The 20,696-nt window shown below is 59.7% G+C and carries 20 protein-coding genes and 1 tRNA gene; 5 read left to right on the plus strand and 16 right to left on the minus strand.

Translation table 11 applies throughout. The annotated features are described in order from the left end of the window. Positions 1-2: 2 nt before the first annotated feature. The 8 genes from JZX88_RS03650 to JZX88_RS03685 all read right to left on the minus strand — a co-directional run bounded on the left by JZX88_RS03650 (position 3) and on the right by JZX88_RS03685 (position 7,157). Positions 3-803 carry a purine-nucleoside phosphorylase gene (locus JZX88_RS03650; RefSeq protein ID WP_065114531.1) on the minus strand — a complete coding sequence of 267 codons (801 nt, stop codon included), beginning with the start codon at positions 801-803 and terminating at the stop codon, positions 3-5. Next, complete coding sequence (locus tag JZX88_RS03655; RefSeq protein WP_110755838.1) at positions 803-1,222, minus strand: cytidine deaminase; 420 nt, start codon at positions 1,220-1,222, stop codon at positions 803-805. The genes JZX88_RS03650 and JZX88_RS03655 overlap by 1 nt, the downstream gene beginning before the upstream one ends. A gap of 4 nt (positions 1,223-1,226) precedes the next feature. Beyond that, on the minus strand, positions 1,227-2,198 hold the full coding sequence (locus tag JZX88_RS03660) for an ABC transporter permease (protein ID WP_206912565.1): 972 nt from the start codon (positions 2,196-2,198) through the stop codon (positions 1,227-1,229). Positions 2,199-2,204: 6 nt separating this feature from the next. Beyond that, positions 2,205-3,308 (minus strand): ABC transporter permease, encoded by a 1,104-nt coding sequence (locus JZX88_RS03665; protein ID WP_065114528.1) that lies wholly within the window; start codon positions 3,306-3,308, stop codon positions 2,205-2,207. 7 nt (positions 3,309-3,315) lie between these two features. Continuing rightward, complete coding sequence (locus JZX88_RS03670; RefSeq protein WP_206912621.1) at positions 3,316-4,821, minus strand: ABC transporter ATP-binding protein; 1,506 nt, start codon at positions 4,819-4,821, stop codon at positions 3,316-3,318. Positions 4,822-4,904: 83 nt separating this feature from the next. Further along, entirely contained in the window at positions 4,905-5,897 is a 993-nt protein-coding gene (locus JZX88_RS03675; protein ID WP_065114526.1) for a BMP family protein, read from the minus strand. Between the two features lie 214 nt (positions 5,898-6,111). Next, a complete protein-coding gene (gene msrA, locus JZX88_RS03680) occupies positions 6,112-6,762 on the minus strand; it encodes a peptide-methionine (S)-S-oxide reductase MsrA (protein ID WP_110755986.1) in 651 nt (216 codons plus the stop codon). 77 nt (positions 6,763-6,839) lie between these two features. After that, positions 6,840-7,157 (minus strand): hypothetical protein, encoded by a 318-nt coding sequence (locus JZX88_RS03685; protein ID WP_065114524.1) that lies wholly within the window; start codon positions 7,155-7,157, stop codon positions 6,840-6,842. A 220-nt stretch (positions 7,158-7,377) separates the two neighbouring features. Between JZX88_RS03685 and JZX88_RS03690 the strand changes: the two genes are divergently transcribed. The 5 genes from JZX88_RS03690 (at position 7,378) to dnaJ (ending at position 12,807) form a co-directional block, all read left to right on the plus strand. After that, positions 7,378-7,467 (plus strand) — tRNA-Ser (locus JZX88_RS03690). Positions 7,468-7,652: 185 nt separating this feature from the next. Further along, the gene (locus tag JZX88_RS03695; protein ID WP_371741069.1) at positions 7,653-8,351 is read left to right on the plus strand and encodes a DUF2239 family protein; all 699 of its coding nucleotides are present in this window, start codon (positions 7,653-7,655) and stop codon (positions 8,349-8,351) included. Between the two features lie 87 nt (positions 8,352-8,438). Then, a complete protein-coding gene (locus tag JZX88_RS03700) occupies positions 8,439-9,356 on the plus strand; it encodes an alpha/beta fold hydrolase (protein WP_206912566.1) in 918 nt (305 codons plus the stop codon). A gap of 320 nt (positions 9,357-9,676) precedes the next feature. Continuing rightward, positions 9,677-11,581, plus strand: coding sequence for a molecular chaperone DnaK (dnaK, locus tag JZX88_RS03705; RefSeq protein ID WP_206912567.1), 1,905 nt, complete (start codon positions 9,677-9,679; stop codon positions 11,579-11,581). A gap of 89 nt (positions 11,582-11,670) precedes the next feature. Beyond that, positions 11,671-12,807, plus strand: a complete 1,137-nt coding sequence (gene dnaJ / locus JZX88_RS03710) for a molecular chaperone DnaJ (protein ID WP_065114520.1) — start codon at positions 11,671-11,673, stop codon at positions 12,805-12,807. A 67-nt stretch (positions 12,808-12,874) separates the two neighbouring features. Here dnaJ and JZX88_RS03715 read toward each other — a convergent pair whose 3' ends face one another. The 8 genes from JZX88_RS03715 to rpmF form a co-directional block, all read right to left on the minus strand. Continuing rightward, complete coding sequence (locus tag JZX88_RS03715; protein ID WP_206912568.1) at positions 12,875-13,426, minus strand: DUF924 family protein; 552 nt, start codon at positions 13,424-13,426, stop codon at positions 12,875-12,877. Positions 13,427-13,439: 13 nt separating this feature from the next. Further along, positions 13,440-13,652 carry a SlyX family protein gene (locus JZX88_RS03720; protein WP_065114518.1) on the minus strand — a complete coding sequence of 71 codons (213 nt, stop codon included), beginning with the start codon at positions 13,650-13,652 and terminating at the stop codon, positions 13,440-13,442. 148 nt (positions 13,653-13,800) lie between these two features. Beyond that, complete coding sequence (locus JZX88_RS03725; RefSeq protein ID WP_065114517.1) at positions 13,801-15,306, minus strand: tripartite tricarboxylate transporter permease; 1,506 nt, start codon at positions 15,304-15,306, stop codon at positions 13,801-13,803. Positions 15,307-15,315: 9 nt separating this feature from the next. Continuing rightward, positions 15,316-15,777, minus strand: coding sequence for a tripartite tricarboxylate transporter TctB family protein (locus tag JZX88_RS03730; protein ID WP_065114516.1), 462 nt, complete (start codon positions 15,775-15,777; stop codon positions 15,316-15,318). A 99-nt stretch (positions 15,778-15,876) separates the two neighbouring features. Continuing rightward, a complete protein-coding gene (locus tag JZX88_RS03735) occupies positions 15,877-16,860 on the minus strand; it encodes a tripartite tricarboxylate transporter substrate-binding protein (RefSeq protein WP_065116088.1) in 984 nt (327 codons plus the stop codon). Positions 16,861-17,058: 198 nt separating this feature from the next. Continuing rightward, positions 17,059-18,405 (minus strand): sigma-54 dependent transcriptional regulator, encoded by a 1,347-nt coding sequence (locus JZX88_RS03740; protein WP_065114515.1) that lies wholly within the window; start codon positions 18,403-18,405, stop codon positions 17,059-17,061. Continuing rightward, positions 18,402-20,204, minus strand: a complete 1,803-nt coding sequence (locus tag JZX88_RS03745; RefSeq protein ID WP_206912569.1) for a sensor histidine kinase — start codon at positions 20,202-20,204, stop codon at positions 18,402-18,404. The genes JZX88_RS03740 and JZX88_RS03745 overlap by 4 nt, the downstream gene beginning before the upstream one ends. A 185-nt stretch (positions 20,205-20,389) precedes the next feature. After that, entirely contained in the window at positions 20,390-20,575 is a 186-nt protein-coding gene (gene rpmF / locus JZX88_RS03750) for a 50S ribosomal protein L32 (RefSeq protein WP_003507205.1), read from the minus strand. Between the last annotated feature and the right edge of the window lie 121 nt (positions 20,576-20,696).

The raw sequence follows: 20,696 nt of genomic DNA on the forward strand, positions 1-20,696 counted from the left end.
GGTCACGCTCCTCCTGAGATCATTTCCTTCAGAATGGCGGCAAGTCGTTTGCCACCCACGGGAGCCATGTCCTTGGTTTCCTCATGGCTCAGTTCCGCGCCGGTCATGCCGGCACCGTAATTGGTAATAACCGATGCGGCGGCGACGCGCATCCCGAAAAAGCGCGCGAGGATGACTTCCGGCACGGTGGACATGCCGACGGCATCCGCGCCGAGAAGCCGCGCCATGCGAATTTCCGCCGGCGTTTCGAAGCTCGGCCCGGAAAACCACATATAGACGCCGCCGAACAAGGGCACCGTCGCGCGGATCGCGGCGTTGCGCATGGCCAGCATCAGGTCCGGATCATAAGCCGTGGTCATGCCGACGAAGCGGCGATCGCTTTCCTCGCCGATCAGCGGGTTCATGCCGGAATAATTGATGTGATCGGTGATCTGCATGACGGAGCCGGGCGGCATATCCTGCCTTACCGAACCCGCCGAATTGGTGAGGATGAGCGATTGCACGCCGAGACCGGCCAACGCCTCGATGACCGGGCGCATCGCCGCCGGATCGCCCTTTTCGTAGAAATGCACCCGGCCGGACAACATCATGACGGGCTCGCCGCCGAGATAACCGGCCACCAGTTCGCCCGCATGGCCGGAAACGCCACCGGCGGGAAACCCGGGAAGATCGGCATAGGGCACACGGATCGGGTCGCTGATTTCCTCCACCAGCGACCCAAGGCCGGAGCCGAGGACGATGGCGACACGCGGCATCAGGCCGTTCAGGCGCTCCACCAGAATATCGATCAAACCATCCGTCATCAGGGCAGCTCGGTCTTGAAGACGGAGGGCAGAAGCTCTTCCATGGTCATGACCTTCTGGACGCCGGTTTCGTCGCAAAGATAAATCCTCGTCTGCGGCGTGGCGAATTCGGCAATCTTCTGGCGGCAACCACCACAGGGCGTGCAGAGCGGCAGCTTTTCGGCAAAGACGGCGACTTCGCTGATCTTCTTTGCCCCGCCCATGATCATGGCGCTGATGGCTGAAGGTTCCGCGCACCAGCCCTGGGGGAAGGAGATGTTCTCTATATTGGCGCCCTTGTAGATTTTGCCGTCATCAGCGCGGATCGCCGCGCCGACCGGAAATTTCGAATAGGGCGCATAAGCGAAGGCCATGGCCTCCACCGCCGCCTCGAACAGGGCATGGGATGTCGGGTCGGGGGATGTCGGGTCGGAGGACATGGGTTTAACGCTCCTTCGCATAGGCAACGCCACCGGCCTTGGGGGGCTTGGCGACGCCGATGAAACCGGCAAGCAGGATGCAGGTCAGAATATAGGGCATGGCCTGGAAAATCTGCACCGGCACCTCGCCGATGCCAGGCACGGATTTGCCCTGCATGAAATTGGCGAAGGCATCCAGAAAACCGAAAAGCAGGCAGGCGAACATGACCGGCACCGGCTTCCATTTCGCAAAGATCAAGGCGGCAAGCGCGATATAACCCTTGCCGGCAGACATGTTGGCGATGAAGGCCGCCGACTGCGCAACGGCGAGATAGGCGCCTGAGAAGCCGCAGAGGAAACCGGCGACGATAACGGCGCGGAAGCGCATCCATGTCACCGATATGCCGGCTGTATCGACAGCACCCGGATTTTCACCGACAGCGCGCAGGCGCAGGCCGAAACGGGTGCGGTAAAGCACCCACCAGGAAAGCGGCACCGCCAGAAAGGCAAGGTAGGTGAGGATATTGTTGCCGGAAATGACATTGGCGTAGAGCGGGCCGATGAAGGGCACTTCGCGCATCGCATCCGCGCCGGGCAGGATGATCGGTGCAAAACGACCCTCCCTCGGCAATTGCGGTGTGCGTCCGCCCTGCCCGAACCAGGCCTGGCCCAGAACCACCGTCAGACCGGCGGCGATGAAGTTGAGCGCTACCCCTGAAACGATCTGGTTGCCGCGATTGGTGATGACGGCAAAGCCATGGATCAGCGAGAACAGGATGGAGACGGCAATACCGGCCAGCAGACCGGCCCACGGGTTTGCGGTAAGATAGGCAACACAGGCGGAAGCAAAGGCCGCCGCCAGCATCTTGCCTTCGAGCCCGATATCGAACACGCCCGCGCGTTCGGAAAACAGCCCGGCAAGAGCGGTGAAGAGAAGCGGTATGGTGAGGCGGACGGTCGAGCCGAGGATGCTGACCAGCATATCGAAAAAATCCATATCAGCTCACCCCTTTGCCAAACGCTGGTAGATGCGGACGACCGCCGGCCGGTACATATATTCCAGCGCACCGGCGAAGAGGATCACCAGACCCTGGATGACCACAATCATCTCGCGGGTAATGTTGGGCATCTCGAAGGAAAGATCAGCACCACCCTGATAGAGGATACCGAACAGCAATGCCGAGAAGATGATGCCGAGTGGATGACTTCGCCCCATCAGTGAGACGGCGATGCCGACAAAACCTGCACCACCGACAAATTCCACCTGCAGGCGGGCGGACGCGCCCATGACCGGGTTCAGCGCCATCATGCCCGCCAGACCGCCGGAAATGAGCATGGCGATGATGACGGTGCGCGCATAGGGAATACCGGCATAGATGGCGGCCGACGGGCTGATGCCGAGCGTACGCATCTCGTAACCGAGCTTGGTGCGCCAGATCAGCACCCAGACAAGAAAACACATGACCAGCGCGATGAGGAAGGACACGTTGAACGGGGCGGGTCCGAGCTTGAGGCCGAACAGCGCCATCAGCCAGTCGAGCTTCGGCAATTGGCCGCCGGCCAGGAAGGTGCGCGTTTCCGGCGCCATCTTGCCGGGCACGATCAATACATTCACCAGCAGATAGACCATCAGGGCCGCGGCGATGAAATTGAACATGATGGTGGTGATGACGACGTGGCTGCCGCGCTTGGCCTGCAACCAGGCCGGAATGAAGGCCCAGGCCGCGCCGAAAAGTGCAGCCCCGACGACGGCGAAGGGCATCGTCACATACCAGGGCACGTAACGGTCGAGCGCCAGCGCCACCAGCGCTGCACCCAGGCCGCCAATATAGGCCTGGCCTTCGGAACCGATATTGAACAGCCCGGCATGAAAAGCCACGGCGACGGAGAGGCCGGTGAAAATGAAGCTCGTCGTGTAAAACAGCGTGAAGCCGATGGCATCGCCACGACCGAGTGCGCCCTCGATGAGCAGGCGAAGCGCCGCCAGCGGGTTTTCACCAATCGACCAGACGACGAGGCCCGAAATCAGAAAGGCGGTGACGACGTTCAGCAATGGCAGCAGGCCGTAGCTGATCCAGTTTGGTAGGGGAACGGAAGCGGTGCTCATTCATGCCTCATACGGCGATGCCGGCCATCATCAGGCCCAGCGTCTGTTCTTCGGCTTCCGCCGTTTTTTCTCCAACGACACGGCCGGCGAACATGACCATGATCCGGTCCGAAAGGGAACGGATTTCATCGAGTTCGACCGAAACCAGCAGGATAGCCTTTCCGGCATCGCGCATTTCGATGATGCGGCGGTGGATGAATTCGATGGCGCCGATATCCACGCCACGCGTCGGCTGGCCGATGATCAGCATTTTCGGGTCGCGCTCGATTTCACGGGCGACAACGATCTTCTGCTGGTTGCCGCCGGAAAAATTCGCCGTCTTCAAATGCGGGTTCGGCGGGCGGATGTCGTATTTCTCGATCTTTTCGACGGCGTCCCTGCGGATGGCTTCGGGGTTCAGGAAGGGTCCTTTACCGTAACGCTCGTCATGGTGATAACCGAGGATGGAATTTTCATATTCCTCGAATTTCAGCACCAGCCCCATGTGGTGGCGGTCTTCCGGGATATGCGCCAGGCCAAGCTTGCGCAGGATCGCCGGATCGGGACGATCCACCTTTTGACCATCCACCCATATCTCACCCGAATAGGGCTTGCGGATGCCGGCGATGGCCTCCAGCAGTTCCGATTGACCATTGCCGGCGACCCCGGCGATGCCGACGATTTCACCGGCGCGGACGTCAAGTGAGACATCATCCACCATGGTGACACCACGGCTGTCCTTGACGGTGAGATTGCGGATGGACAGCAGCACCTCTCCCGGCGTCGTCTCACCCTTCTCCACCCTGAGCAGCACCCGGCGGCCGACCATCAGCTCGGCCAGTTCCTCAACGCTGGTTTCGGAGGTCTTGCGGGTCGCGACCATTTCACCGCGGCGCATGACGGAGACGGAATCCGTGATCGCCATGATTTCGCGCAGCTTGTGGGTGATGAGGATGATGGTCTTGCCCTGTTCGCGCAGGACGCCGAGGATCTTGAAAAGGTGATCGGCCTCAGCCGGCGTCAGAACGCCGGTCGGCTCGTCGAGGATCAGGATTTCGGCACCACGATACATGGCTTTGAGGATTTCGACGCGCTGCTGCAGGCCAACAGGCAATTCTTCGATCACGGCATCCGGATCGACTTCCAGCCCGTAATCATCCTCCAGACGCTTCAACTCCTTGCGCGCTCCGGCCCGGCCCTTGGCCAGCAATGCGCCGCCCTCGGCGCCCAGCATGACGTTTTCGAGCACGGTGAAATTTTCGACCAGCATGAAGTGCTGGTGCACCATACCGATGCCGGCGCTGATGGCCGTCTGGCTGTCACGGATCGCGACAGGGGAACCGTTGACCCGGATTTCGCCTGTATCGGCCTGGTAAAAACCGTAGAGGATCGACATCAATGTCGATTTTCCGGCACCGTTTTCCCCGATGATGCCGTGGATGGTACCCTTGGCAACGGTCAGATTGATATTCTTGTTGGCGTGAACGGCACCGAATTTCTTGTCGATGCCCACGAGCTCGATTGCAGGGTCCATACTCAAACCGAAACCTCTCCGAAGGCTGGATATGAAAAGGGCGCAAGATGAAAAATCACCATGCGCCCCAGTCACATATCATATCATTTCGGGCAGGAATTGTCCGCCATGTAGTCATGGACCTTGACGGTGCCGGCAATGATGTCGGCCTTCGCCTTGTCCACGGCGGCAATCATCTCAGGCGTGATCAGGGCCTTGTTGTTGTCATCGAGCGCGTAAGCCACGCCGTCTTCCTTGACGCCGAGCGCCACGATGCCGGAGGTGAACTTGTCGTCCTGGGCGTCCTTATAGGCGTTGTAGACAGCCAGATCGACGCGCTTGACCATGGAGGTCAGAACCGAACCCGGATGCAGGTGGTTCTGGTTGGAATCGACGCCGATCGAGAACTTCTTGTTGTCGGCCGCGGTCTGCAGCACGCCGATACCAGTCGCACCGGCCGCCGCATAAATGACGTCCGCACCCTGGTCGATCTGGTTCTTGGTGAGCTCGCCACCGCGCACCGGATCGTTCCAGGCAGCACCTGTTGTACCGGTCATGTTCTGGAAGACTTCGATCTTGTCGTTGGCAGCCTTGGCGCCCTGTGCATAACCACAGGCGAACTTGCGGATCAGCGGAATATCCATGCCGCCGATGAAGCCGACCTTGCCGGTCTTGGAAGCCATGCCGGCCAGCAGACCGACGAGGTAGGAACCTTCATGTTCCTTGTAGACGACCGAGCGGACATTCGGCAGTTCGACGACGGAATCGACGATCACGAATTTGGTGTCCGGGAATTCGGCTGCAACCTTTTCCATGGCCGACGTCCAGGCGAAGGACACGGCAACGACGGGGTTGAAGCCCTTGCTGGCGAAGTTGCGGATGGCCTGTTCGCCCTGCGTGTCGCTGGTCGGCTCGAAGTCACGGTACTCGATGCCCGTTTCCGCCTTGAACTTTTCAGCGCCGGCCGCAGCGGCTTCGTTGAACGACTTGTCGAACTTGCCGCCCGTGCCATAGACCAGCGCCGGCTTGATATCCGCGGCGAGCGCGGAAGCCGACATTGCGGCAAGCGCAAAAAGCGTCAGAAGGGATTTTTTCATTGTGCAGCCCTGTTGTTGCAATTGATATTATAAGGGTCCTCCCGCAAACCCGTGGACCGGGAATGTCTGCGGAACCGCCAGCCGTTATACCGGCTGTGCTTGCCTCATATCCTTGCATGGCTCAATGAAAAATTCATCCGGTTTTTTTGACCCGGTGGAAAAACTTTGATCTGGCGCTTTTTTAGTCTTTCCACCGGGGTGACGTGCAAAAAAACTAGTCGATATTGCAGCTTACGCCGGTTCCCCTCAAGCCGCAGTAGCCACCCGGGTTCTTGGCAAGATATTGCTGATGATAGTCCTCAGCATAATAAAATGTTTCAAGCGGCCCGATCTCAGTGGTGATCGCCCGGCCATGGCCCGCATCTTCCAGAGCCTGCTGAAAAACGTCCCGCGCCTTCTGGGCCTGCTGCAGCTGACCTTCCGTCGTCGCATAAATGGCGGAACGATAGGTGGTGCCAACATCGTTGCCCTGCCGCATTCCCTGAGTCGGATCATGCTCCTCGAAGAATATCCTGAGCAGGCCCGACAGCGAGATCACGGCCGGATCGTAAACGACCTTCACCACTTCGGCGTGACCCGTCTGGCCCGTCGTCGTTTCCTGATAGGTCGGATTGCGGGTAAAGCCGCCGGCATAACCCACCGCCGTCACCCATACGCCCGGCGTTTGCCAGAACAGCCGCTCCGCACCCCAGAAGCAGCCCATGCCGAGATAGATGATTTCAAGACCATCGGGATAAGGACCTTTCAGGGGCCGGCCGTTCACGAAATGAAGTTCCGGCACGGCAAGCGCCTCTTCACGGCCGGGCAAGGCCGTTTCTTCGGTCGGCATCGTCGTCTTTTTCGAAAGCGTATCGAACAGGAACATTCGGTCCTCCATGCGGCCAGTTCCGCCGCTTTTCACGGTTCACATCTGCGTAGCGCCACCGTCATCATGCTGAAAGATCAGACTGACAGACGCCTCATCGCCTTGTGCTTCCTGTAACCCGCCATCCAGCAAAGCAGGGACAGCGTGAGGAAAAAGGCAGATGCCGGCAGCGCCGACAGTCCATTTTCAATGAAGCGCCACGCTTCAGGGTGAATATAGTGAGCCATACCCGCTTCCACCATGGTGCGCGAGGCGGGAAGAAGATAGTTCCACACGGACAGGATGCCGGTAATGCTCACCGAGGATGTGGAAACGGAGCGGATCGAATCGAGCACACCCAGAAAAATCGCGGCCACGAGGAAAAGAAAGCTCAAAAACCGCAGAAAAGCCTTCATCCGGGACACCTCGCTTACGGCCTGCCAGTCAGGCAACCACATTCTGAAACATATAATGCATCGATAAAGGCGGGAAAACCGGTTTGCAATCACGTCGGAAGGCAGGAAATTGCCGACATTTCAAAAAACTGTCAGATTCGTGTTGATCCCTGCGAATTCATCGGTATATATCGCGCCGTTCCAGTGATTTGCATTCTTCATGACATGCAGACTTGAAAAAGGACAGGTGGCCGAGTGGTTTAAGGCGCACGCCTGGAACGCGTGTGTGCGTGAAAGCGTACCGTGGGTTCGAATCCCACCCTGTCCGCCATATTTTCCGGAATAATCAGCCAAGCCCGCGACTTAGCGTCGATTGCCGCCTGTTTTCCCCGATACGCCTTTTCTGTCCCGCAAGACGGACGGGTTCGCGGGTCCCATGATGGCCGCGTCCGGCAGCGCTCGCGTGGCGGGCGAATCTCGCTTTCACCATATCTCGCTCATTTTACCCGGGTATAATTGACGGAATTGTTTTACCCGGATATTAATCCGCGTATCCATTTTGGCGAGCGCGACATGTCGAATCCCCCCAGCAGACCCTGCACCGCATTTTCCGGCGATAGATTACTGCTCAGCGGTCCGCTGGCCGAAGTAGCCATCGCAATCCGCCGATCGGGCGAGACGGACGAAACAATCCTCGTATTCGATGATGCGACAGGTCGTGTCGTCGATCTCGATCTGCGTGGCACCGACACGGACATCGTTGAACGGCTGTCCCACCCTCCCAAGGCGGCTGTGGGAAGCGATCGCCCGAAGACCGGCGCAACCTCCGGCCTGGCGGCTTTGGAGGAAGGACAGGAGCAGAAGAGCCGCGGGCGGCCGAAACTGGGAGTCGTCGCCCGGGAAGTGACCCTGCTGCCACGACAGTGGGAATGGCTCGCAACCCAGCCCGGCGGCGCTTCAGCGGCACTAAGGCGTCTGGTGGACGGGGCCAGAAAGGCTGCGCATCCGCATCAGGAAAAGCGGGCGGCACAGGAGGCCGCCTATCGATTCATGCAAGTGATCGTTGGAAACCTCCCCGGTTACGAGGAGGCGATACGAGCCCTCTTTGCGGACGATCGCCCCGCACTGGAAGAACGGACCATTTCGTGGCCCGCGGATATCAGGGCCTATGCCCTGCGTCTCGCATTCAGGCCGGGCAATCACCAGAATCCGTGACGTGCCGGGAAACCGAACACCACGAGCAGAGCAGAACAGAGCCGACCCATACCCCCTGTTTTCCCTAATTTTCGCCGGAGGGCCGCCGTGAATATTGCAATATCCAATGGCATCGAACTCGCCTGGGACAGTTTCGGCGATGCCACGAATGAGGCGATCCTGCTGATTTCCGGGCTGGGAACGCAGATGATCCGCTGGACGATACCTTTTTGCGAGCAGCTGGCCGCAGCGGGTTATCACGTGATTCGCTTCGACAATCGCGATACCGGCTGCTCCACCCATTTCAGCAGTTCGCCCTCACCGGATTTCGGCGCGCTTGCCTCCGCATTGATGGCAGGACGCCGGCCCCAGGTGCCCTATACTCTTGGCGATATGGCGGTCGACGCCATCGGCCTCCTCGACGCGCTCGGCATCGCGCGGGCGCATGTCGTTGGGCGCTCGATGGGGGGAATGATCGCACAGATTCTTGCGAGTGATCACGCTGACCGCATCCTTTCCCTGACCTCGATCATGTCCAGCACCGGTAATCCCGCCCTGCCGCAGGCGGCCCCCGATGTCATGGCAATGATGATGCGTCCCGCACCTGATCCCGCCGTCGATCAGGAGGGGTTTCTGGCTGTGCGCCTCGCTTTCGCGCGCCGGATTGCGGGGGCGGGTTATCCCCTCAACGAAGAGGCCCATCGTGCTCTTCTGTTGGAAGAGATGTATCGCAACCATGACCCCGACGGTGTGGCACGGCAGATCGCAGGCATGGCGGTGGCAGGGGACCGACGCTCGCGTCTGGCGACGATCACAGCACCGACGCTCGTCATTCACGGAACCGACGATCCATTGATCCCGCCAGCCTGCGGTCACGATACGGCGCTTTCGATCCCGAATGCGATTTATCTGCCGATCGAAGGGATGGGGCACGACCTGCCACGCGAACTCGACCGGACGGTGATAGAAGCCATTTGCAACGTGGCCGGAAAGAAAATCCTTGCGGGAACGCAACCCCCTGCGTAGTCCGCCATGGCACCTGTCATGCGCAACAGCGACCCAAATCGAACTTCGCCGTTCCCGCCGGCGGTCACACCGGATGATGGCGCGGCGTATCGTCAAAGTCGCGTTTTTCCGTTTCCGCAAGCGTGAATGGCTATGCTTCTGCACGGACAGGGGTTTCGTGCGCTTTTTGCTGCGCTTACCCCTCTCTTGCGCCTTGCAGCAGGAAAAATCGCTCCTTATATACGCCGCAGAACTGCAGCGAATACTGCAAATCCAAGTCAAGGAGCTGCTACAAGAATGCCTCACGGGGTTCCGGCAGCTCGCTTCAAGGAGAGAAGAGCATGGCAAAAGTAATCGGTATCGACCTTGGCACGACCAACTCCTGCGTCGCAGTGATGGACGGCAAGGACACGAAAGTAATTGAAAACGCGGAAGGCGCACGCACCACGCCGTCCATGGTGGCATTTTCCGACGACGGCGAACGTCTTGTCGGCCAGCCGGCCAAGCGCCAGGCGGTCACCAACCCGACCAACACCCTGTTTGCGGTCAAGCGTCTGATCGGTCGTCGTTATGAAGATCCGACCGTCGAAAAGGACAAGGCCCTCGTTCCCTTTGAAATCGTCAAGGGCGACAATGGCGACGCATGGGTGAAGGCGCAGGACAATAATTATTCCCCTTCGCAGATTTCCGCCATGATCCTTCAGAAGATGAAGGAAACGGCTGAATCCTATCTCGGCGAGAAGGTCGAGAAGGCCGTCATCACCGTTCCGGCCTACTTCAACGACGCACAGCGTCAGGCAACCAAGGATGCCGGCCGCATCGCCGGTCTTGAAGTTCTGCGCATCATCAACGAGCCGACCGCGGCAGCGCTCGCCTATGGTCTCGACAAGAAGGACGGCAAGACCATCGCCGTCTACGACCTTGGCGGTGGCACGTTCGATATTTCGATCCTCGAAATCGGCGATGGCGTCTTCGAAGTGAAATCCACCAATGGCGATACCTTCCTTGGCGGTGAAGACTTCGATATGCGTCTGGTCGAATATCTGGCCGGCGAGTTCAAGAAGGACCAGGGCATCGACCTGAAGAACGACAAGCTCGCCCTGCAGCGCCTCAAGGAAGCTGCGGAAAAGGCGAAGATCGAGCTTTCGTCCTCGCAACAGACCGAAATCAACCTGCCGTTCATCACGGCCGATGCTTCCGGTCCGAAGCACCTGACGCTGAAGCTGACCCGCGCCAAGTTCGAAAGCCTGGTCGACGATCTGGTGCAGCGCACCGTCGCGCCATGCAAGGCAGCGCTCAAGGATGCCGGCGTTTCCGCTTCCGAGATCGATGAAGTCGTTCTCGTCGGTGGCATGAGCCGCATGCCGAAGGTGCAGGAAGTCGTCAAGCAGCTGTTCGGCAAGGAGCCGCATAAGGGTGTGAACCCGGATGAAGTGGTCGCCATGGGCGCCGCCATCCAGGCCGGCGTTCTGCAGGGCGACGTCAAGGACGTTCTGCTGCTCGACGTGACCCCGCTGTCGCTTGGCATCGAAACGCTCGGTGGCGTCTTCACCCGTCTGATCGATCGCAACACGACGATCCCGACCAAGAAGAGCCAGACCTTCTCGACCGCAGAAGACAACCAGTCGGCCGTGACCATCCGCGTCTCGCAGGGTGAGCGCGAAATGGCCCAGGACAACAAGCTGCTCGGCCAGTTCGATCTCGTCGGCCTGCCGCCGGCACCGCGTGGCGTACCGCAGATCGAAGTGACCTTCGATATCGACGCCAACGGTATCGTGCAGGTTTCGGCCAAGGACAAAGGCACAGGCAAGGAACAGCAGATCCGCATCCAGGCCTCCGGTGGTCTCTCCGACGCCGACATCGAAAAGATGGTGAAGGACGCCGAAGCCAATGCCGAAGCCGACAAGAAGCGTCGCGCCGGTGTCGAAGCCAGGAACCAGGCCGAAAGCCTCATTCACTCCACCGAGAAGTCGGTGAAGGAATATGGTGACAAGGTCTCCGAGACCGACCGCAAGGCTATCGAAGACGCCATTGCCAGCCTGAAGACCGCCGTCGAAGCTTCCGAGCCGGATGCAGACGACATTCAGGCCAAGACCCAGACCCTCATGGAAGTATCCATGAAGCTCGGTCAGGCCATCTACGAAGCACAGCAGGCCGAGGCCGGTGATGCTTCCGCAGAGGGCGGCAAGGACGACGTCGTCGACGCGGACTATGAAGAAATCAAGGACGACAAGAAGTCCGCATAATCGCGTGACTTTCCGTCTCCTGACAACATATGCAAGAGATCCGGCTGCCGAGTGCAGCCGGAAATCCATTTGCGGGGCTTGTTAACTTAATGGCGAAAGCAGACTTTTACGAAACACTCGGCGTCAGCAAGACCGCGGACGAAAAAGAGCTGAAAAGCGCCTTCCGCAAACTCGCGATGAAATACCATCCGGACAAGAACCCGGATAACGCCGAATCCGAGCAGAAATTCAAGGAAATCAACGAAGCCTACGAAACGCTGAAGGATCCGCAGAAGCGCGCGGCCTATGACCGTTTCGGCCACGCCGCATTTGAAAATGGCGGCATGGGCGGTGGCGGCGGCTTTGGCGGCGGCGGTTTCGCCAATGGCGGCTTCTCCGATATCTTCGAAGACATCTTCGGAGAGATGATGGGCGGTGGCCGTGCGCGCCGGTCTTCCGGCGGACGTGAACGGGGCGCCGACCTTCGCTACAATATGGAAATCACGCTGGAAGAAGCCTTCACCGGCAAGACGGCGCAGATCAGGGTTCCGACCTCGATCACCTGCGACGTCTGTTCCGGCTCGGGCGCGAAACCCGGCACGCAACCCAAGACCTGCGCCACCTGCCAGGGTTCCGGTCGCGTGCGTGCAGCACAGGGCTTCTTCTCGGTGGAGCGCACCTGCCCCACCTGCCACGGTCGCGGGCAGACGATTTCCGATCCGTGCAGCAAGTGCCATGGTCAGGGCCGTGTGACGGAAGAGCGTTCGCTCTCGGTCAACATTCCCTCTGGTATCGAAGACGGCACCCGCATTCGCCTGCAGGGCGAAGGCGAAGCCGGTATGCGCGGCGGCCCGGCGGGCGATCTCTATATCTTCCTGTCCGTGCGTCCGCATGAATTCTTCCAGCGCGACGGCGCCGATCTCTACTGCACCGTGCCGATCTCCATGACGACGGCAGCGCTCGGCGGCACTTTCGATGTCACGACGCTCGACGGCACCAAGTCGCGCGTCACGGTTCCGGAAGGCACCCAGCCGGGCAAGCAGTTCCGCCTGAAGGGTAAGGGTATGCCGGTCTTGCGTTCGGCGCAGACGGGCGATCTTTATATCCAGATCCAGATCGAAACGCCGCAGAAGCTCAGCAAGCGCCAGCGCGAGCTGCTGCAGGAGTTCGAGCAGCTGTCCTCGAAGGAGAACAACCCGGAATCGACGGGCTTCTTTGCCCGGATGAAGGAGTTCTTCGACGGCTGATTACCGTCGGTCTTACACATCAAAAACGCCGCCATCCTCCGGGACTGGCGGCGTTTTTATTTCAGGCTCAGCCGGAAAAGCCGCCTTCATCAAGATATTGCTTTTCCTCAGGCGTCGTTTCCCGCAGCAATATGTGGTTGCGATGCGGAAAGCGGCCGAAACGCTCGACGATATCGAGATGTTCTTCGGCATGGTGGAGATAAAGCCCGCCAAGCGGCTGGTTCAGCTCGCAGGCACGCCGCTGTGCCGCCATATCCTCCGCATGGGAAAAAGGCAGGTAGAAGAAAACGCGCAGATCCTCGCTCACAGCCTGATCATGGCCACGGCGGATGGCGTCATCGGCGAAAAGCCGTGCCAGCGGATCGGTGGCATACATATGGGCAGTGCCGCGAAAGCAGTTGCGCGGGAATTGATCGAGAAGAAGCAGCAACGCCAGACTGCTTTCCGCTCCATCCAGCCAGCCATCCAGTTCACGCCTCGCGGCGGCAAAATGGGCATCCCGAAAGCGGTCGTGAAAGTGATTGTCGAAGGCGGCATCCTTGTCGAACCATTTGTCCGGCCCGGCCTTCTTCCAGAAGTTGACGATGTCGGCGGCAAGTTCGGCTGTGTCGTTTTTCATCGTGGCTTCCCTGTCAATAATGCGGCGGCCGGGTGATGGACGGCGCTTCCAGCGATTGCTCCTCAAGGCTCAGGAACCTCTCGGTCAAGCGGTCGAGCTTGGCGCGAGTCTGCTCCACGACCTTCCACTGCTCCGCCAGCTGGTCGGACAGTTCTTCTATCACCTTCACCTGGTGCGCGACCGTCTCCTCGAGCGCGATGATCCGTTTTTCGGTTTCCGACGTCATATCGACCTCTCTTTCCAGCCCTTCCTTGGGCCTAAAAGCGCACAAGTCAACCATATGCCGCTTTCGTGAAGCGAATTCGTCATGGCTGACCCCGAAACGGAAAAAGCCGGCGATGTTTCCATCGCCGGCATCCGGAGTCTGATATTGCTCAGTCTTCTTCTACGAAAACCTCTTCGCGTTTTTTCTTCACGCTGGGCAGGAAAACGACGATCAACACCGCAAGCGCAATAAAAAGCAGGGTGGCGCTGATCGGCCGGGTGACGAAAGTGGACGGATCGCCACGCGACAGGATCATGGCGCGACGCAGGTTCTCCTCCAGCAGCGGCCCGAGCACGAAACCCAGGAGCAACGGGGCGGGCTCGCAGCGCAGCTTCACCAGCACGTAACCGATGAAGCCGAAGAAGGCGACGGCATAGAGGTCAAAGACGTTGGAATTGACGCTGTAGACCCCGATGGCGCAGAAAGCCATGATGATGGGGAACAGCACGTAATAAGGCACCGTCAGGAGCTTAACCCAAAGCCCGATCAAAGGCAGGTTGAGGATGACGAGCATCAGGTTGCCGATCCACATGGAGGCGATGATGCCCCAGAACAACGCCGGCTGTTCGGTCGCGACGTTCGGACCCGGCACGATGCCCTGAATGATCATCGCGCCGATCATCAGCGCCATTACCGGATTGGCGGGGATGCCGAGCGTGAGCAGCGGGATGAACGAGGTCTGGGCGCCGGCATTGTTGGCCGATTCCGGACCGGCCACACCGGCCACCGCGCCATGCCCGAACTCTTCCGGGTTCTTGGAGACGCGTTTTTCCACGGTGTAGGAGGCAAAGGCCGCGAGAATGGCGCCGCCGCCCGGCAGGATGCCAAGGGCCGAACCGATGGCCGTGCCGCGCAGTACCGGGGCGATCATTTTCCTGAAATCCTCGCGGGTGGGCATCAGGCCGCTGACCTTGGCAATCAGCACCGAGCGGGTGCGCTCGTTTTCGAGGTTTCGCAGGATTTCGGCGATACCGAAGACACCCACCGCCACCGCCACGAAATTCAGACCGTCAGCATATTCACGGATGCCGAGGGTGAAGCGTGGTGTGCCGCTATAGATGTCGGTGCCGACCAAGCCCAGCAGCAGACCGAGCACGACCATGGCGAGCGCCTTGACGATGGAGCCATGGGCAAGCGCGATCGACGAAACAAGGCCGACGACCATCAGCGAGAAATATTCCGCCGCGCCGAATTCCAGCGCAATTGCCGTGAGAGGCGGGGCGAAGATTGCCACGAGGAAGGTGGACACCGTGCCGGCAAAAAACGAGCCGATGGCGGCAATGGCGAGTGCGGCGCCCGCCTTGCCCTTGCGTGCCATCTGATACCCATCGATGGCGGTAACGGCGGAGGACGATTCGCCGGGCATATTGATCAGGATGGCCGTGGTCGAGCCGCCATATTGCGCGCCGTAATAAATGCCGGCGAGCATGATCAGCGACGAGACGGGCTCGAGCTGAAAGGTGATCGGCAGCAGCATGGCGATGGTCGCGGTGGCGCCGATACCGGGCAGCACACCGATCAGGGTGCCGAGCAGCACGCCGATCAGGCAGAAGAACAGGTTTGCCAGCGAAGATGCCGTGACGAAACCGAGAGCGAGATTATCGAGCAAATCCATCGCAGCACCTCAAAATTTAAGCCAGGGGCCGAAGCGCTGGAATGGCAGGCCGAGACCGTAATTGAAAACAGCGACGGAAAAGACCGTGATGGCCGCGGAAAGAATGACCGCCATGAGTGGGCTCATCTTGTGGGAGGCGAAGGCTGCGATGAGGGCACTGAAAAAAAGCGCCGGCACGAAACCAAGCCCCCGGACAGTGAAGCCGAAAAAGATTGGCGCGGGCAGGATGAAGAATATGCCCCGCCAGGCGATCGCTCCGATACCCTCCCCGGCCGGGCGGGCTGAGCGCAGAAATATGATGCCACCGAGCAGGATCAGGATGATTGCCAGGACGAGCGGGAAATAGCCCGGCCCCATGCGAAAGGCGGTTCCGATCTCCAGCCCATAAGACTGCAAGGCGAAAAAGACGCCAAGTCCCATGAAAATTGCCCCGCAGACTGCCTCGGCAGGGTCATTAAATAACGACTTCATGAAAGATGCCCCTCCACCGCGGCCGGCATCACACCGGTCCGCCTGTTAAAATGATCACGGTCGACCGGCGGCGCGATACCGCCGGTCATTCCGAGTCCATCAGTCGGCATATTGGCCGGCAGCTTCGATCACCGGCTTCCAGCGGGCGATTTCGCTTTCAAGCTTGGCCTTGAGTGCCGCGGGCGTCGCATCGCTTTCCGACGAGGGCGTGGTGCCGAGTTCGGCAAAACGAGCCGCGACGTTCTTGTCCTTCAGCGCAACCTGTAGCGACTTGGAGAGTTTTTCGTTGATTTCAGCAGGCGTGCCCTTGGGCGTATAGATGCCGTGCCAGATGCCAACCTCGAGCTTCGGCAGACCCGCTTCGACAACCGTCGGCACATCCGGTAGCACGTCGAGCCGCTTGGCCGTGGTAACCGCATAGGCTTTCACGGTGCCGCCCTGGATCTGCTTGGTGGTGTTGGTGGTCTGGTCGCACATGATGTCGACCTGGCCGCCGAGCAGATCGGTCATGGCCGGACCGGTGCCCTTGTAGGGAACGGTGACCAGCGGCGTCTCGATGGCGCTCATGAACAGCATGCCGCACAGATGCGATGCCGCACCGATGCCGGCATTGGCGACGGTGACCTTGTCCTTGTTCGCCTTGGCATAATCGATGAGACCTTTCAGATCCGTCGTCTCGAGGTTCTTGCGCGACAGGATGGTCATCGGCACTTCGGTGACGAGACCGACATATTCGAAAGCGTTCAGCGTGTCATAGGCGAGCTTGCGGTAGAGCGTCGCGCTGGTGGCCATGCCGATGTGGTGGAGAAGGACGGTATAACCATCCGGATCGGCCGATGCCACACGGCCGGCACCCAGCGTGCCACCCGCGCCGCCGACATTTTCAACGATGATCTGCTGGCCAAGGTCCTTCGACATGGATTCAGCGACGAGGCGTGCGACCGTATCCGTCGGACCGCCGGCAGCGAAGGGCACCACCATGGTGATGTTGCGCTCGGGATAATTCTGAGCGGATGCCGACAGCGCAAAAAGGGAAACGGCAGCGGCGGCAGCAAGGCCGGTGACTGTCTTCAGTATTTTCATCGATTCCTCCCGGATGAAAATGTTCGCCACTTCAGCCGCGCATGCTCCTCCATGGCGACCGGGGTAAGCTATTTGCGATCCGGGATTGTCGTTCAGCAACGATGGTCTTGCCGGGAGGCGCGCTTTTATCGCCATCACGAATGGCAATGGGTGGATTTCGACCCATAGAGCCTCATCCATGGGTGGAAATCCACCCATCTACACCTCTGTCATATGCCGATGCAGCTCGTATTTCTGCATTTTTTCGTAGAGCGTTTTGCGGGAAATGCCGAGACTCTCGTAGACGGATTTCAGATTGCCGCCATGGGCGGCGATCGCACGCGCGATCAGGCTCTTCTCATAGGCTGCGACCCGTGTGGCAAGCCCTGCCAGGCCGTCGTCCTGAAACGGCGGCGACGTTTCGGAAGCATCACTTTCCAGGCCCAGAACGAAACGGTCCGCCGCATTGCGCAATTCCCGCACATTGCCGGGCCATTCCCGTAACGAAACGGAAGAAAGCAATTGCTGTGGCACGTCCATATCTTCCCTTCCGTAACGGGCGGCGGCTTCCCGCACCAGATGCAGGAAGAGCAGCGGTATGTCAGCGCTGCGCTGTGACAGGGAGGGCACGAGGATCGTCGCCACGTTCAGGCGATAGAGAAGATCGGCGCGAAACCGGCCTGCGGCAACCTCCTGCTCCAGATCGACCTTGCTGGTGGCGATGAAGCGGACATCGAGTTCGACCGTTTCATTCGAGCCGAGACGGGTAATCACCCGCTCCTGCAACACGCGCAGGAAGCGGCCCTGCAATTCGAACGGCATGGAGCCGATCTCATCCAGCAGGATGGTACCGCCACGGGCGTGCTCGAACTTGCCGTAGCGCGGGCGCAGCGCACCCGGAAAAGCACCGGCCTCATGGCCGAACAACTCGCTTTCGATCAGCGTCTGCGGAAGAGCGGCACAATTGATCGCGACAAAAGGTCGGTTGGCTCTGGCGCTGATATCATGCAGCGCCCGCGCCACCACCTCCTTGCCGGCACCGGTATCGCCGACAATCAGCGTATCGGCATCGGTCGCGCCGATGGCGCGGATACGATACCGCAGATCGACCATGATCTGGGTTCTGCCGGGCAGGCGCGTTTCGAGATCGTCGTGCTTGCCGGCCACCGCCTTCAGGCGGCGGTTTTCCAGCACCAGCGCCCGCCGGTCATTGGCCCTTTTGATGATGCCGGCGAGATATTGCGGTGTGAACGGCTTCTCGATGAAATCATAGGCGCCGTTGCGCATGGCGTTGACCGCCAGCTGCACATCGCCATGGCCCGTCATCAGGATGACAGGTATCTCCGCATCAAGCTCTCGCACCTTCTGCAGCAGCGTCATGCCATCCATACCGGGCATGCGGATATCACTCACCACAACGCCGTCGAAGCTGTAACCGATAAGTTCCAGCGCATGTTCGGCGCTCGCCAGCATGGTGACGGCGAAACCGGAAAGCTCCAGCGCCTGCGCGGTGGAAAAGCGCAGCTCTTCCTCGTCATCGATCAACAGAACCCGCGACATGGTCATTCCGCAGCCGCCTCCATGCGCCAGATGGCGGCTGGTAATTCGATCTCGAATTCCGCCCCGCCCTCGTCATGGTTTCGGACACGCAGCTGGCCGCCGAAATCCTTGATGATGTTATAGGAGATGGAAAGGCCGAGGCCAAGGCCGCGCCCGACACCCTTGGTGGTGAAAAATGGATCGAAGATACGCTCGGAGATCGCCGGCGGTACGCCGGGGCCACGGTCCCGGATGAAAATCGACACCGTCTGGCCTTGCTGCACGGCCTGCAGCGCAATGCGGCGATCCTCGCGCCCTTCCACGGCATCGGCGGCATTGGAGATGATGTTGACAAGCACCTGCTGCAGTCGCACCGGCCCGGCCTTCACCGCAAGCGGCACCGGACCGAGATCGACATCCAGCACCGCATTGGCGGCCTTCAGCCGCGGGCCGACGATTTCGAGCGTATCGCGAAGCACGGTATCCAGCCCCACAGCCGCCATTTTTTCGTTGGGCTTGCGGGCGAAATTCCTCAGATGCTTGCTGATGGACGCCATACGGTCGATAAGACCCGAAATGCGTCTGAGATTTTCCGTTACCTCCTCCAGCCGCCCGCGCTCCACGAGAAGCGAGGCGTTTTCGGCATAATTCTTGGCGGCGGCAAGCGGCTGGTTGAACTCGTGCGACAGCGCCGCCGACATCTGCCCCAGTGCCGCAAGCTTGCCCGCCTGCACCAGATCGTTCTGCATCTTGCGCAACTGTTTTTCCGTCTGGCGGCGTTCAGCGATCTCGTGTTCGATCTCCTGGTTCACCCGCGCCAGATCGGCCGTGCGCTCCTCCACGCGGCGCTCCAGTTCCGCCTGCGCCTCGGCCTGATGGGTCAGGCGTTCGCGCAGACGACGACGCCGTTGCAGCATGGCGGCGATGAGGGCGGCAGCGAGACACAGGCACAGGATGATCGCGATCATCGCCGTCTTCACCTGGGTGCGCAATGAGCCCGTATCCATCAACACGCTGACCGTCCAGCCCGCATCCGGCATCGGCTGCGACAGGACCATATATTCCCTTTCACCGTCATTCTGGGTGATCGTCATCAGTTGATGGGAGCCGAAACTGCCGTTTTTCACCGGCAGCTCCTTCAGCGCGGCATTGGCATAACGGCGGGATGTCTCCGTACGCGCCAGCCTCTCCGGCGTCAGCGGCATCAGGCCGGAATAAAGCCACTGCGGCGTTCCGGTCATGAAGATGATCCCTTCCGGGTCGGATACCAGAATTCGGTTCTCGCCATCGCCGAAAGAGGCTTCTATGCCTTCAATATCAACCTTGAAGACGATGACGCCCTTGATCTCCTCATTAAAAAGGATCGGCGCGGAAAAATAGTAACCGCGCTTGTGCGAGGTGGTGCCAAGCGCAAAGAAGCGCGACTGGAAGCCCTTGGCAGCATCCTGAAAATAGGGGCGGTAGCTGAAATTTTCGCCGACGAAGCTGGTCGGACCATCATAATTGCTGGCGGCTATGGTCTCTCCATCCAGCGTGATGATGTAGATATCGGAAGATTCCAGCAGGGTGTTGATGGATTTGAGATAGATATTGGCCCGCTGGCGCAGCGCCGCATCCTGCGGATGCGCGACCAGTTCCTCTATGTCATCGTGATCGGCGATCAAGGCGGGCAGCGGTTCGTAGCGGCTCAAAAGCCCACCGAGAGCGGAGACGGCCAGTCGCAGCGTCGTGCGGCCCTGATCGGACATTTCGCCGAAATAGCTCTCCGCTATGATGCCGCCACCTCTCGTTACGGCACCATAGCCGAGACCGAGGCTGAGAAGCATCAATAAAATCCAGCGATATTTCACCGAAGCTCCCCTCCTGTTGCAGGCATCAAACCTGCTCTCCCTGAAAGAGTGTAGGAGGAGTGGCCGAATTTTCCAAGTGAGCGGAAAAGGTGGGCAGCCGGTCCTGAAAACAAAAAACCGGCCACGGGGGCCGGTTTTTGCAAAGATGATTTCAGAAAAGCTTATGCGCTTTCCTTCGGCGTCAGAACCTGACGGCCGCGATACATACCGGTCTTCAGATCGATATGGTGCGGGCGGCGCAGTTCGCCGGAGTTCTTGTCTTCAACGTAGGTTGCAGACTTGAGACCGTCAGCCGAGCGGCGCATACCGCGCTTGGACGGGCTTGTTTTTCTTTTTGGTACAGCCATTTGTGTTACTCCACTTAAGCGGCGAAACAACGGAACCGGCCAGAACCAAAGGCCGAATGTCGGATGTCTCGATATCGGAAATTTGGCGCGCTTATACATGCCCAAACGGGCTTTGACCAGC

Source organism: Agrobacterium sp. OT33, from assembly GCF_017313365.1.
In the GTDB taxonomy this organism is placed as follows: domain Bacteria; phylum Pseudomonadota; class Alphaproteobacteria; order Rhizobiales; family Rhizobiaceae; genus Agrobacterium; species Agrobacterium rhizogenes_A.

Bases quoted from the DNA above. Each gene is read 5' to 3' on its own strand.
- JZX88_RS03650 (WP_065114531.1), bottom strand. From the start codon at position 803: ATGACGGATGGTTTGATCGATATTCTGGTGGAGCGCCTGAACGGCCTG.
- JZX88_RS03655 (WP_110755838.1), bottom strand. From the start codon at position 1,222: ATGTCCTCCGACCCGACATCCCCCGACCCGACATCCCATGCCCTGTTC.
- JZX88_RS03660 (WP_206912565.1), bottom strand. From the start codon at position 2,198: ATGGATTTTTTCGATATGCTGGTCAGCATCCTCGGCTCGACCGTCCGC.
- JZX88_RS03665 (WP_065114528.1), bottom strand. From the start codon at position 3,308: ATGAGCACCGCTTCCGTTCCCCTACCAAACTGGATCAGCTACGGCCTG.
- JZX88_RS03670 (WP_206912621.1), bottom strand. From the start codon at position 4,821: ATGGACCCTGCAATCGAGCTCGTGGGCATCGACAAGAAATTCGGTGCC.
- JZX88_RS03675 (WP_065114526.1), bottom strand. From the start codon at position 5,897: ATGAAAAAATCCCTTCTGACGCTTTTTGCGCTTGCCGCAATGTCGGCT.
- msrA (WP_110755986.1), bottom strand. From the start codon at position 6,762: ATGTTCCTGTTCGATACGCTTTCGAAAAAGACGACGATGCCGACCGAA.
- JZX88_RS03685 (WP_065114524.1), bottom strand. From the start codon at position 7,157: ATGAAGGCTTTTCTGCGGTTTTTGAGCTTTCTTTTCCTCGTGGCCGCG.
- dnaK (WP_206912567.1), top strand. From the start codon at position 9,677: ATGGCAAAAGTAATCGGTATCGACCTTGGCACGACCAACTCCTGCGTC.
- dnaJ (WP_065114520.1), top strand. From the start codon at position 11,671: ATGGCGAAAGCAGACTTTTACGAAACACTCGGCGTCAGCAAGACCGCG.
- JZX88_RS03715 (WP_206912568.1), bottom strand. From the start codon at position 13,426: ATGAAAAACGACACAGCCGAACTTGCCGCCGACATCGTCAACTTCTGG.
- JZX88_RS03720 (WP_065114518.1), bottom strand. From the start codon at position 13,652: ATGACGTCGGAAACCGAAAAACGGATCATCGCGCTCGAGGAGACGGTC.
- JZX88_RS03725 (WP_065114517.1), bottom strand. From the start codon at position 15,306: ATGGATTTGCTCGATAATCTCGCTCTCGGTTTCGTCACGGCATCTTCG.
- JZX88_RS03730 (WP_065114516.1), bottom strand. From the start codon at position 15,777: ATGAAGTCGTTATTTAATGACCCTGCCGAGGCAGTCTGCGGGGCAATT.
- JZX88_RS03735 (WP_065116088.1), bottom strand. From the start codon at position 16,860: ATGAAAATACTGAAGACAGTCACCGGCCTTGCTGCCGCCGCTGCCGTT.
- JZX88_RS03740 (WP_065114515.1), bottom strand. From the start codon at position 18,405: ATGACCATGTCGCGGGTTCTGTTGATCGATGACGAGGAAGAGCTGCGC.
- JZX88_RS03745 (WP_206912569.1), bottom strand. From the start codon at position 20,204: ATGCTTCTCAGCCTCGGTCTCGGCTATGGTGCCGTAACGAGAGGTGGC.
- rpmF (WP_003507205.1), bottom strand. From the start codon at position 20,575: ATGGCTGTACCAAAAAGAAAAACAAGCCCGTCCAAGCGCGGTATGCGC.